This window comes from Undibacterium sp. 5I2, assembly GCF_035019605.1.
In the GTDB taxonomy this organism is placed as follows: Bacteria; Pseudomonadota; Gammaproteobacteria; order Burkholderiales; family Burkholderiaceae_D; genus Undibacterium.
Window position 1 is genome coordinate 20440 of the sequence record NZ_JASJVS010000007.1, and the last position, 12467, is coordinate 32906.

14 protein-coding genes and 1 pseudogene are annotated in these 12467 nt (G+C 53.2%); 7 read left to right on the plus strand and 8 right to left on the minus strand.

What is annotated here, in order from left to right:
* Positions 1-40: 40 nt before the first annotated feature.
* The 4 genes from QN359_RS04365 to QN359_RS04380 form a co-directional block, all read right to left on the minus strand.
* Positions 41-469 (minus strand): type II toxin-antitoxin system VapC family toxin, encoded by a 429-nt coding sequence (locus QN359_RS04365; RefSeq protein WP_322248272.1) that lies wholly within the window; start codon positions 467-469, stop codon positions 41-43.
* Entirely contained in the window at positions 466-720 is a 255-nt protein-coding gene (locus QN359_RS04370; protein WP_322248273.1) for a type II toxin-antitoxin system Phd/YefM family antitoxin, read from the minus strand. Before QN359_RS04370 ends, QN359_RS04365 begins: the two co-directional genes overlap by 4 nt.
* Positions 721-931: 211 nt before the next feature.
* Positions 932-1189: a hypothetical protein gene (locus tag QN359_RS04375; RefSeq protein ID WP_322248274.1), complete on the minus strand. Its 258-nt coding sequence runs from the start codon at positions 1187-1189 to the stop codon at positions 932-934.
* A 72-nt stretch (positions 1190-1261) separates the two neighbouring features.
* The gene (locus QN359_RS04380; RefSeq protein ID WP_322248275.1) at positions 1262-2635 is read right to left on the minus strand and encodes an AIPR family protein; all 1374 of its coding nucleotides are present in this window, start codon (positions 2633-2635) and stop codon (positions 1262-1264) included.
* 976 nt (positions 2636-3611) lie between these two features.
* Here QN359_RS04380 and QN359_RS04385 point away from each other — a divergent pair.
* The 4 genes and pseudogenes from QN359_RS04385 to QN359_RS04395 form a co-directional block, all read left to right on the plus strand.
* Positions 3612-4586, plus strand: a complete 975-nt coding sequence (locus tag QN359_RS04385; protein ID WP_322248276.1) for a bile acid:sodium symporter family protein — start codon at positions 3612-3614, stop codon at positions 4584-4586.
* Positions 4586-5377, plus strand: coding sequence for a 2-oxo-tetronate isomerase (otnI, locus tag QN359_RS04390; protein WP_322248277.1), 792 nt, complete (start codon positions 4586-4588; stop codon positions 5375-5377). The genes QN359_RS04385 and otnI overlap by 1 nt, the downstream gene beginning before the upstream one ends.
* A 435-nt stretch (positions 5378-5812) precedes the next feature.
* Positions 5813-5935 (plus strand): FitA-like ribbon-helix-helix domain-containing protein, encoded by a 123-nt coding sequence (locus QN359_RS20060; RefSeq protein WP_416200188.1) that lies wholly within the window; start codon positions 5813-5815, stop codon positions 5933-5935.
* 49 nt (positions 5936-5984) lie between these two features.
* Positions 5985-6143, plus strand: a pseudogene (locus tag QN359_RS04395) (XRE family transcriptional regulator); the annotation flags it as partial.
* 102 nt (positions 6144-6245) lie between these two features.
* Here the strand turns inward: QN359_RS04395 and QN359_RS04400 are convergent.
* Positions 6246-7271, minus strand: coding sequence for an NADP-dependent oxidoreductase (locus tag QN359_RS04400; protein WP_322248278.1), 1026 nt, complete (start codon positions 7269-7271; stop codon positions 6246-6248).
* Positions 7272-7516: 245 nt separating this feature from the next.
* Here QN359_RS04400 and purU point away from each other — a divergent pair, with 245 nt between their 5' ends.
* Positions 7517-8389: a formyltetrahydrofolate deformylase gene (gene purU / locus QN359_RS04405; RefSeq protein WP_322248279.1), complete on the plus strand. Its 873-nt coding sequence runs from the start codon at positions 7517-7519 to the stop codon at positions 8387-8389.
* On the plus strand, positions 8389-8931 hold the full coding sequence (locus QN359_RS04410; protein ID WP_322248280.1) for a YaeQ family protein: 543 nt from the start codon (positions 8389-8391) through the stop codon (positions 8929-8931). The genes purU and QN359_RS04410 overlap by 1 nt, the downstream gene beginning before the upstream one ends.
* Positions 8932-8969: 38 nt before the next feature.
* Here the strand turns inward: QN359_RS04410 and QN359_RS04415 are convergent, their stop codons facing one another.
* From QN359_RS04415 to yjgA, 3 genes are read right to left on the minus strand one after another with little or no spacing between them, the layout of a single operon-like run.
* Positions 8970-9647 carry a carboxylesterase gene (locus QN359_RS04415; RefSeq protein ID WP_322248281.1) on the minus strand — a complete coding sequence of 226 codons (678 nt, stop codon included), beginning with the start codon at positions 9645-9647 and terminating at the stop codon, positions 8970-8972.
* Between the two features lie 24 nt (positions 9648-9671).
* On the minus strand, positions 9672-10295 hold the full coding sequence (gene mog / locus QN359_RS04420) for a molybdopterin adenylyltransferase (RefSeq protein WP_322248282.1): 624 nt from the start codon (positions 10293-10295) through the stop codon (positions 9672-9674).
* Positions 10282-10884 carry a ribosome biogenesis factor YjgA gene (gene yjgA, locus QN359_RS04425; RefSeq protein ID WP_322248283.1) on the minus strand — a complete coding sequence of 201 codons (603 nt, stop codon included), beginning with the start codon at positions 10882-10884 and terminating at the stop codon, positions 10282-10284. Before yjgA ends, mog begins: the two co-directional genes overlap by 14 nt.
* Before the next feature lie 223 nt (positions 10885-11107).
* Between yjgA and pmbA the strand changes: the two genes are divergently transcribed.
* Positions 11108-12460, plus strand: a complete 1353-nt coding sequence (gene pmbA, locus QN359_RS04430; RefSeq protein WP_322248284.1) for a metalloprotease PmbA — start codon at positions 11108-11110, stop codon at positions 12458-12460.
* The last annotated feature ends 7 nt before the right edge of the window (positions 12461-12467 follow it).

Below are 12467 nucleotides of genomic sequence, written 5' to 3' on the forward strand. Positions count from 1 at the left end.
TCTTTATGCTCCAGGTCTTCTTGTCGCGTGTTCATTTCTGTCACTGCGATACCTCCCACGGATTGATGAGGCTGACTCCCGTAGGCTTGAAATCAGCGACGTTGCGAGTGACCACGGTCATGCCATGCACAAGGGCAGTGGCCGCGATCAGTGCATCACGCTCGCCGCGCTGGTCGGGACAATGCAGTCGGGCGCAGCGTAGTGCCACGGCGGTGTCGACAGGCAGCGTGCGACCGGAAAACTCGGGCAATACGTGCTGTTCCAGCCACGAACGCAGCATGGCGCCTTGGGTCACATCCTTGCGCTCAATCGACAGAACGCCAAGCTCAAGTTCCATGATGGTGATGGCCGATACAAAGAGATCGGCGGCATCAACGCTTTCCGCCCATGCCGTCACGTTCGCATCGGCCTTGCCAAGCCGGACCTTGCGTAGTTCGGACACCACGTTGGTGTCGAGAACAAACATCATGAGAAATCAGCCGGCCGGCTTTGGATGCTCACGCGTGGCGGCGCAAACTCCATGTCGGCGATCCCCGGCATTGCCAGCGCGTCGGCGATATTGCGCCGCTGCTTAGTCAGCCTCTGATAGTCGTCAAAGCTCAACAGGACATGCGCGGGTTTACCTCGGTCGGTGATGAACACCGGCCCATTCTTTGCGGCCCGTTTTGCCTCGCTCGCCCCTTGATTGAACTCGCGGCTTGATAAGGTGGTAATGGTCATGGCGACACCTCACATACATTCAATAATGTAGAGATGTTACTACTGAAATAAAACGGGTGCAAGCGTTTCAAAGTCGGTAAGCAGTCGGTAGCGGGTTGTACGCAGGAACTGTCAGCACAGCGGGCAAATTCCGCCGGTTTGGGCTTACCACCCCTGCATTCTATCCTCATTGGCAACGACCAATTCCACTGCGATTCAATCGGCGCTTCCCTTACTTTTCCAAATCGTCAAACCGATCCATCACTTGTAATTCCGACACTAAATCGCCACGGCGGAATGTCGCCGAGAGTTGCTGCATGGAGATTTCATTGTTGCCGTAAAGACGCTTCAGTGCAATATTGACGTCATGAACGGATTCGTTGAAATAGCGCTCGCCATCATGCTCAATTTTTTCGCGAGCGATGGTGAAATTTTTATGGTCCAGGTCTTCTTGTCGCGTGTTCATTTCTTTAAGTAAGCGTACGCCCATACGCATCGCTATGAAACAAGACGCATAACGAACAAAAATCGGATCATGCTCAGCCGGGCGGCGACGATGATTTTAAGCAATACGATAAATCAATACGGCCGTGATCACTTGAGCGCCGTTCAACTGCGCTGTGAAGATGACATCATAGAGTTTTCCGAAATGTTCTCTGGCGAAAAATTTCGCTTGGCGGGGTGCGTGCCGCCATACCGATAGCAATGCTTCCGCAGCCGTGCCGTGGGTGATGTCGCTTGGCTTGCCTGTTCCATCCGCACGTTTGCGACGATAGACAAAGCCGAAATCCTGAATGTGACTTTCCAACTGTTTTTGTTTTTCATCATTGGACTTCAAATCCTTCAGATCTACCGGATTTTGACTGTTCGTCGCATGCGTAATCTGTAAAAATATGTCTTCATCGTCTTTAGGTAGTTTATACAGGCGAACCAAGACGGATGCATCTTCCGGTAAATGTTGCCCGGAAATTTCAAGTTCTTCGCTGGTCTTCAATATGGTCATACAGGTTTGACCGCCGTTTACAATCTGCAAATTTTCAATTTTCACTTGAAAGTTGCTGTTTTGCAGGGCATTGTATGAAAAATCATTGCAGACTAATGTGATGCCGTTATTAAAAAAATAAAAGTTGGAAGAATAGGGTGATAATAAAGTGTTACGAATGCCTTCGTTCACACGATTGCCATGCAAACTAAGATAACGACGAATGTTGCGCTCAAGCAGCCTTTCTCCATGTGTTTTCATTAAGTTTGCAATCTCGCTGACCGGTACGCGACCGATGCAGACGCGGCTGTAATGCATATCTTCCACGGTCGCTTTGCCGGTCAGTCTCAATGTGGTGTCGATATGTTTGATGCGCTGCAGGATGCTTAATAAAATGTCATGATTGACGTAGTCCCAACTGACTTGGTCGCCGAAGGCGGCCCTGGCAATCGCTTCGTCTGCCGATTTATTCCAGCGTAATCCGTTGTTGCATGCAATGACACGCACTCGCGGAATATGGCCATCGCGAATCATCGAGCGTACTTCTGCTACCTTGACTGCAAGCCGGTCGTTAATGGCCGCCAATCTGGCATGGGGATCAAAAATATATTTGATGGCGTTAATCAGTGAATCGATGCTTCTTTCTTCAAAGTTTGAAGTGGCATCTAATTTGGCCTTGTATTTTGCCTGAAAAAGTGTCACACCAAACTCGCCATCAACAACTTCGGTGATATGCATCGCATCAACACCAAAATCTTGCGAGCGATCTGTGACACAATCGAAGGCTTCATCCGGTTCCAGATCGAGCATCGTACGAACCGAAAAATACACGAACGCCAAGGATTTCAGCTTGGTCTCATCGTGTTGGCAGCCTAATTCTGACTGTGCGCGTTCGCGAATTTCTTCTTTGATGCCATCTACTCTTTGATCGATGATGGAAGCATTGATATTCATAGAGAACTCCAGTTCAGATCCGCTTAACATATTACTGCTTTGCTACCAATCGGGATCGGGTTGACATCCTTCCCGCCCTCAAGAGGCTGTCGCACAAGCCTGATGGACGCTTTTTCACACATGAAACACCGACTACCTCGTCAGTTCCGCATGCTTTTGGCTGGAACACAGTATCGTTTTCAGCACGGAAAACAGCATGATTTCTGGCATTTTTTTTAAGCACGAACGCCGTCAGGTTCTCGCGCAAAAGCGCACTGATCCTTACCCACAAGTCAGGTCGATTGCGTATCCACCCAGCCGCCCAATTCGTCATTGCCGCGCAGGCGCCTTTTATATCTGTGCTGCTCAGGCGCAGCAGGACGTGTTCATTTCACAGAAAAAAAAGTGCCCGTGATCGACCCTCTCACCCTGAAGGCACTGACGTGCCACTGGATTCCCCGCCTGCGCGGGGAATGACGAGTCGAGAGCAGGCCAGGTCGACTACGTATCCACCCAGTCGCCCAATTCGTCATTGCCGCGCAGGCGGCAATCCAGTGGCGCGCACGCGCCTTTTATATCTGTGCGGCTCAGGCGCAGCAGGACGTGTTGATTTAACAGGAAAAAAAAGTGCCCGTGATCGACCCTCTCACCCTGAAGGCACTGTCGTGCCACTGGATTCCCCGCCTGCGCGGGGAATGACGAGGCGAGAGCATGGGGGAATGACATGTCGGCCAGTTGGAGTAATGATACCGACTGAAAACTCTTTTGCGACAGCCTCTGAAGGCCGGGGTTTTACACCCAGGTCAGATTTTTGATGATCGACTAACTCGTAGCTTATTTCATTTCTTTGATGAACTGCGCAACCGCTATGCCTTGAACAGTTACGCATCCCCTTAGGCTCGCAACATTTCTTTACAACACAATATCGCCGTGTCGGGCAGGGCCTTGCAGTACAATGGCATTGATTTACTCCAAATGATTTTAACCATCCTCTCCTATGAAACGACCGCGCTTCCTTCCCGATAATATGACTTTGATGCTGCTGACGGTGGTGCTGATCGCCAGTGTCTTTCCAGCCCGCGGTACGCTGGCGCTGCGCTTTGATGATCTGTCGACCGGTATGATCGGTTTGCTGTTTTTTATGCATGGGGCGAAACTGTCACGCGAGGCAGTGTTGGCCGGCGCGACCCATTGGCGCTTGCATTTGTTGGTGCTGGCGGTGACGTTCGCACTGTTTCCCTTGCTCGGTTTGCTGCTTAAGCCGGCACTGTTGCCCTTGGTGACGCCGGACTTGTATCTCGGTATTTTGTTTTTATGTGTGCTGCCGTCGACCGTGCAGTCGTCGATTGCGTTTACCTCGGTAGCGCGCGGCAATGTGCCGGCGGCCGTCTGCAGTGCTTCGGCCAGTAATTTACTCGGCATCGTGCTCACGCCGCTGTTGGTCAGTGTCGTCATCAAAGCTTCCGGTGACAGTAATTCTTCGCTCGATGCCATGCTCAAGATTGTGTATCAGTTACTGCTGCCGTTTGTAGCCGGGCAGTTGGCGCGTCCGTATTTGCAAGCGTGGATTACGCGTCACATCGTGGTACTTAAAATGGTCGACCAGAGTTCGATTTTGCTGGTGGTGTTCGTGGCTTTCAGTGCGGCGGTGGTGCAGGGCTTGTGGCAGCAAATTCCGACGACGATGTTGTTGAGTCTGCTGCTCATCAGCAGTGTGTTGCTGGCCGTGATCATGGGTGTGACGGTGCTGCTCAGTCGTCGCCTCGGCTTTAGTAAGGAAGATGAGATCACCATCGTGTTTTGTGCTTCGAAAAAAAGTCTGGCCAGCGGGGTGCCGATGGCGAAAGTCTTGTTTTCCAGCGCCAGTGTCGGCATGGTGTTATTGCCACTGATGCTGTTCCACCAATTGCAATTGATGGTGTGTGCCGTGCTGGCGCAACGCTACGCTACGCGCAACGATAAGGAGGCATGATGCCGAAATTTGCCGCCAACCTGAGCATGATGTACGCGGAATTACCGTTCATGGAGCGCTTTGCTGCGGCTGCCAAAGATGGGTTTTCTGCGGTTGAATATTTGTTTCCGTATGAGTATGCTGCGGCCGATCTGGCGGCCCGTTTGGCTGAGTCGGGGCTGCAGCAGGTGCTGTTCAATGCCCCGCCAGGCGACTGGGCGGCCGGTGAGCGTGGCATCGCTGCACAGCCGGGGCGTGAGGATGAATTCAAGCGTGGCTTTGAGCGTGCGCTGGAGTATGCGCGTGTGCTCGGCAATCGGCAGATTCATGTGATGTCCGGTATGATTGCGCCGCAATTCGATATGGCGCGGCAACAGGCGGTGTATTTGAGTAATCTCGCGCATGCTGCCTTGTTGGCTTCGCGCGAAAACATCACGGTATTGATCGAGCCTATCAATACCCGCGACATGCCTGCTTATTTTTTGCAGCGCCAAGAGCAAGCTCAGCGTATTTGTGAAGACATCGGCGTCAGCCACTTGCAAGTGCAATTTGATATCTATCATTGTCAAATCATGGAGGGCGATGTCAGCAGTAAATTGCAACGCGATATGCACCGTCCGCATGCTGGTATTGGGCATGTACAGATTGCCGGTGTACCGGCGCGGCAAGAGCCTGATCGGGGCGAACTGAATTATCCGCACTTGTTTGCCTTGCTCGACGAATTGGATTATCGCGGTTGGGTCGGCTGTGAATATCGGCCGCGTGCCGGTACCTCGGCTGGGCTCGCTTGGTTGCGGCCTTGGTTGGGGTGAGCGCTTGTCGGACTTGTAGGTTGACATGAATTAATTGATGCTCGAGGGCTTGAATGCATGCTGAACCAATTTCCAGCTTTAGGCTCGGATCGAATGTTTTGCGTTTTCTTGTTGCCATGTGTTACTCCTCAGGTGGTGTATTTTCCACCGATTGAGGTGTCCGGGCAAATTAGGCCACAGCACGTCACTCCCGCATGCCCCGGTCCCGTCATTCCCGCATGCTTTTGGCGGGAACCCAGTGTCGTTTTCAGCGCTGAAAACACGATCATATCTGGCATTTTCAGTTAAGCACGAACGCCGCTGGGTTCCTGCCAAAAGCGCGCAGGAATGACGTGGCCACCAGTTGGGGTAATGATACCGACTCAATACCCTTTTGCGACAGCCTCTTTTGGCCGGAGTTTTCAACCCTAGTCGGATTGTTGATGAGCTGATGTGATGACAGCGCTGACAGTACGCAATCTGCCCGACGATCTGCATCGTGCAATGCGGATGTGGGCCGCGCAACATGGACACAAAATTTCTTATGGATATTGCGTACAACGACCGAGTTGCGCGTAATGGATTTGGCGGCGAGCCGTTATCGACTAGTCTTGATGGAGCGAGAAAAATGCGTCATCAAGAATTCGCCAGTATTTGGGATGCGATAGAGGACACGCCCGAAGCAGCGGCAAACATGAAGCTGTGCTCTGGCTGGATGAAGGCATTGAAAGCCCATCTGACCCGCAGCGGCATGAGCCAATCACAAGCGGCCAAGCTGTTCGGGCTCGACGCGTTGTGAGCGGATGGCTTCCCTTGGTGTCTGTCGATATTTCTCTACATTTCCGGGACAAGCTTGCTCGCCCCGGATTGCGATTGCAGGCTGCTGAATTTATTCGCCGCTGACTTGCAGTATCAATTTCCCAAAGTTCTTTCCTTCAAACAGCATGAGCAGGGTGGCGGGGAAATTTTCCAGGCCATCGACGATGTCTTCGCGTGTTTGGAACTGTCCGGCCGCCATCCATTGGCCCATCACCGTGACGGCTTCGGCATAGCGCGCTGCATAGTCAAAGACGACGATCCCTTCCATGCGTGCGCGGTTGACCAGCAGTGATAAGTAATTGGCCGGGCCTTTCACTGCCGTGGTGTTATTGTATTGAGAGATCGCGCCGCAGATGATGATGCGCGCTTTGAGGTTGATACGGGTGAGTACTGTATCGAGTATGTCGCCGCCGACGTTATCGAAATAAATGTCGACGCCGTTCGGACAAAACTCTTTCAAGCCATCGCGTAACGAGCCGGTTTTGTAATCGATGCAGGCATCAAAGCCGAGTTCATTGACGACAAAGTCGCACTTATCTTTGCCGCCGGCGATGCCGACTACGCGACAACCATGCTGTTTGGCGACTTGGCCGACGGTTTGTCCAACCGCACCGGCCGCACCCGACACCACGACGGTTTCGCCAGCCTTGGGTTGGCCGACATCGAGCAAGCCGAAATACGCGGTCATGCCTGGCATGCCGAGGGCATTGAGGTATTTGGGCAGGGGGGCTAAGCTGCGGTCGATTTTATAAAATGCCGCGGTCTTGTCGTTGGCCGGACCACTCCAATATTGCTGCACCCCGGTGCCACCCGAGACGTAATCGCCGATGGCAAAGCGATCTGATTTCGAGGCGATGATCTTGCCGACGCCGCCGGCACGCATGACTTCACCGATCGCTACCGGACGGATGTACGATTTCCCTTCATTCATCCAACCACGCATGGCCGGGTCGAGTGAGAGGTAAATAGTTTGCACCAAGATGTCGCCTTCTTTGAGTTCCGGCAGGGCGTCGGTCACGAATGACCAATCGCTGGTTTTTGGCATGCCGACCGGGCGGGCGGCGAGGCGGTATTGCTGGTTGCTGGATGGGGTCATGGTGTCTCCGTGGTTGTCGGGGTAATCAGAAGAAATCAGCAGCAGTGTCAAACGCTGCGCTGAAAGGATGACTATACATCAATTAGAACGTCCGTGCTTTTTATTCTGATCAGACTCGTATGTGAGGGCTTTGATCAATTTCGCGCTTGATCATGCGACAATAGCGGGTTATTTTATGGCCCTTGCTTTCGGCGGCGGCCATCATCCCCCTTAGGGCGTGCCGGCGAAGGCGCGCAGAATCATTTATGAGCTTGCAACCAGAATATATCCTCACTCTTTCTTGCCCCGATCAACGCGGCATTGTTCATCGTGTTTCGGGTTTTTTGTCCGATCACGCTTGTAATATTATCGATTCGGCTCAGTTCGGCGATGCGCAATCGGCGACTTTTTTCATGCGCGTGCATTTCGCATTGGAAGATGTGAATGTGGCCGATGCGGCCTTGCGCGCGGCCTTCGGGCTGCTCGGCAGCGAGCTGCATATGAATTGGCAATTGCACGATGCGCATCACAAGCCACGTGTGATTTTGATGGTGTCGAAAATCGGCCACTGTCTCAATGATTTGCTGTTCCGTTATAAGAGCGGTTTGCTGCCGGTGGAAATCAAGGCCATCGTCTCTAATCACACTGATTTTTACCAGCTCGCCGCCAGTTACAATATTCCCTTCCATCATTTGCCGCTGGCAGCCGGTGCCGATGCGGCGGCGAAACAAGCGCAGGAACAGAAAATTCTCGCGCTGGTGGCTGAGCATCAGATCGAGTTGGTGGTGTTAGCCAGATACATGCAGATTCTGTCGCCGCAACTGTGTACTGCTTTGGCGGGCAAGGCGATCAATATTCATCATTCTTTCTTGCCTAGTTTTAAAGGGGCCAAGCCGTATTATCAGGCGCATGAACGTGGTGTGAAGTTGATCGGCGCGACGGCCCATTTTGTTACCGGTGACCTGGACGAAGGGCCGATCATCGAACAAGATGTCGAGCGCGTCGATCATTCCATGGGGCCCGATACCTTGACGGCGATTGGTCGTGATGTGGAATGTGTGGTGTTGGCCCGTGCGGTTAAATGTTTTGTTGAGCATCGCATCTTACTCAATGGTCATAAAACGGTGGTATTCAAATAATGGCAATCAAATCCACCATTTATAAGGCCGATCTGAATATCTCGGATATGGATCGCGGCTACTACGCCGACCATAGTTTAACGATCGCGCGTCATCCATCAGAAACCGATGAGCGCATGATGATACGGGTATTGGCGTTTGCGATTCATGCGGCCGAGCGGCTGCAATTCGGGCGCGGCATTTCCGATACGGAAGAGCCGGATGTGATGCTCAAAGATTATACCGAGGCATTTTTGTTGTGGGTAGAAGTAGGTCAGCCCGATGATCGGCGCTTACTTAAAGCTTGCGGCCGTTCCGAGCAGGTGCTGGTCTACAGTTTTGCTAACGCCAGTGATATCTGGTGGCGGCAAATGAATAGCCGACTCGATCGTGCCAAGAATTTGTGTGTGATGAATGTGCCAGCCCAGCAGAGCCAAGAATTGGCCAAGTTGGCGCAACGTTCTATGCAATTACAATGCACGATACAGGATGGGCAAATTTGGATGTCGGCTGGCGACACGCAAGTGCAGATTGATCTGCAGACTTGGAAAGCCTTGGTCTGAGTGAGTCGAGCAGGGGGCACTCTGCTCGGTGTCGTAGCTTAAGCCGGTTGTGCGAAGACGCTGCTGAGCCAGCGGCTGATGTCGGCAATTTCTTCGCCGCAGACCGAATGCGCCATCCGGTATTCATGCCAGGCGACTGGGTAGCCTAAGTCGATCAGCAAATCGCGCGATTGCTCGGCACGTGCCAGCGGAATTACTGTGTCGGCATTGCCGTGGGCCAGATACACGGGCGTCGCTTGATTCACTGGGCTGCGTTCGGCTGCGACCACATCGCGCAGCGGTACGTAGCCGGATAAGCACAAGAAGCCGGCCAGTTTGTGCGGATAGCGCAAGCCGGTTTGTAAGGCCATGGCGCAGCCTTGTGAAAAACCGGCCAAGATAATCCGTTCGGCCGGTATGCCGCGGGCGATTTCACGTTCTATCAATTGTTCTATCGCCAGTTGCGATTGACGCAAGCCGTTTTCATCTTCGCGTTTGGCGATGTCGGTGCCGAGTATGTCGTACCAAGCGCGCATCACGTAGCCGCCATTGATCGTTACCGGGATGCTCGGCGCGTTCGGAAACACAAAGCGTAAAGCTGGGCAAGCACGCAAATCGAGTTCTTTGACGATGGGGACAAAATCATTGGCATCGGCACCGAGGCCGTGCATCCAGATGATGGCGGCGCTCGGGTTGGGCGCACTTTCCAGTTCTATGGTGTCGAGTAATGGGTTCATGGTCGCTTGGTCGAAAGTAGTCAATCAGGCCGGCGGACGTTGCGCCGATTTCGGGCGGAATGCTTGGCACACCGCGGCGTTGGTGCGGCTGTACGGGCCGCCGATGAGGTCGATGCAATACGGAATGGCGGCAAAAATACCGGCGACGAGCTGCTTGCCCTCGCTGTCTTTCAAGCCTTCCAAGGTTTCTTTGATTGCTTTCGGTTGCCCGGGTAAATTCAGAATCAGCGCGGCATGATCGGTAGTTTCACGAATGACGGCCAACTGCCGCGATAAAATCGCCGTCGGTACGAAGTGCAGGCTGATCTGGCGCATTTGTTCGCCGAAGCCCGGCATGGCTTTGCTGGCTACGGCTAAGGTCGCTTCGGGCGTGACGTCGCGGCGGGCCGGGCCAGTACCACCGGTGGTCAGCACCAGATCGCAGTGGGCTTGATCAACCAGTTCGATCAAGGTGGCTTCGATGCTCATGCGGTCATCGGGGATCAGGCGCGTTTCCACTTCCCAAGGGCTGGTCAGTGCGGCAGTTAACCACTGCTGCAAGGCCGGCAAGCCTTGGTCTTGATAAACGCCGGCCGAGGCGCGGTCGGAAATCGACACCAAACCGATGCGCAGGGCGCGTTCGGTCGTGATGGTATCAATAGGCGTCATCGTCCTCGTCCTCAGCATCGGCATCCACCAGTTCGGCATCGCCGGCAGCAGCTTTTTGCAATTGCTTGAGCAATTGGAACACTTCGCGGTAAGCTTTTGGTGGTTTGTTTTCGGCTTGCTCTTTACGGGCATTGCGTATCATGGTGCGCAATTGCTGCACGTCGAGCTCAGGATGTTCGACCATCAGCTCGGTCAGTGCATTGTCATCGCTGAGCAATTTGTCACGGCGACGTTCGAGCGCATGCATGGCGGCGGTCTCGGATTTCGAGGCGCCTTTCCAGCTGTCTATGGTTTTTTGGATCAATGCGACTTCGCTCTCATCGAGCGTGCGCATTCTTTTGCCGACATACTGCATTTGCCGACGCCGACCCTCGTGGCTGGTGATTTGCTGACAAGTCAGGATGGCATCGCGCACGTCTTCCGGCATCGGTACCCGTTTGACGCGATCACGCGGTTGTTCGACCAGTTCTTGGCCGAGTTTTTGCAGCGCGGTCATTTCGCGCTTGAGCTGGGATTTGGAAGGACGGTCGTACTCTTCTTCAAACTCGTTAGACTGGTAGCCACATGAGCCACGATTTGGATTTGGCATAATTCTGCGCCTTTACTATAAACTGAAAGAAACGGCTGCTATGATACCCTCTTTAGGGGGCTCTCTGGCAGGATATCGGCAAAAATCCCGGCTGCAGAGCCTGAAAGTTTAGTGATTTTTCCGTTATGATGTGTGTTTGGTCTACCATGCATTGCGAACCGACCTTCAGCTCAGCATTCTTTGCGTAGTCTTCATTCAGAAATTTACTTCAGAAACCGTGTCCATGAGCAAACCAGTGTTTACCCATTCATCCGAGCAGTTGAAACAAATTGCACAGGATATGTTGCTTTTTGCTAAAGAAAAAGGCGCTTCCGATGCCGCCGTAGAAATCAGTGAGGGCAGCGGTTTATCGATCAGTGTCCGCAAAGGCAAAGTCGAAACGATAGAGCAGAATCGCGATAAGGGCATCGGTATTACCGTGTATATCGGTCAGCGTCGCGGCAATGCCAGCACCTCCGATTTTTCTACCCAAGCCTTGCGTGATACCGTCGATGCGGCCTACAACATTGCGCGCTTCACTGCCGAAGACGACTGTGCCGGTTTGCCCGATGCCGAGCTGCTGGAAATGGCACCGCGCGATCTGGCGCTCTGCTATCCTTGGCTGATTACGGCAGAACAGGCGATCGAACTGGCGCAGCGTACCGAAGCAGCTGCTTTTGATGTGGATCCACGCATCAGCAACAGTGAGGGGGCGGGGGTACACGTTCAACAATCACATTTCATCGCGGCGAACTCGCGCGGTTTTCTCGGTGGTTATCCGATTTCTCGGCACACGATATCGGTCGCGCCTATCGCTGGCAAGGGTGCCAAGATGCAGCGCGACGATTGGTATTCCTCGCACCGCAATCCCAAGCAATTGGCCTCGCCGGAAGCGATCGGGCGTTACGCTGCCGAACGCGCCTTGGCACGCTTGAATGCGCGCAAACTGTCGACGCGTCACTGCGCGGTCTTGTTTGAAGCACCGTTGGCAGCCGGCTTGCTCGGCTCCTTCGTACAAGCCACCTCGGGCGGGGCTTTGTATCGTAAATCCTCGTTTTTGCTCGATTCACTCGGTACGCAAGTTTTTCCGCAGCATATACAGGTGCTGGAAGATCCACATGTGCTCGGTGCGGTCGGTTCTTCTCCGTTCGATGATGAAGGCGTCAAGACCACGCGGCGTACCGTGGTCGATCAAGGGGTGTTGCAAGGATATTTTCTGTCCTGCTATTCGGCGCGTAAGCTGGGTATGCAAACTACCGGTAACGCCGGCGGTTCGCATAATTTGTCGCTGACTTCCAGTCAAACCAAGGCGAGCGATAATTTTGCCGCGATGCTCAAAAAAATGGGTAGCGGTTTGTTAGTGACCGAATTGATGGGGCAGGGCGTCAACTACGTTACTGGTGATTACTCTCGTGGAGCTTCCGGTTTTTGGGTGGAGCATGGGGTGATTCAGTATCCGGTTGAAGAGATCACCATCGCCGGCAATATGCGCGATATGTTTCAACAAATTCTTGCCATCGGTGCCGATACCTTGGTGCGTGGCACCAAGCAAACCGGCTCGATTTTGATCGAGAAAATGATGATCGCTGGCAGTTAATTACTCT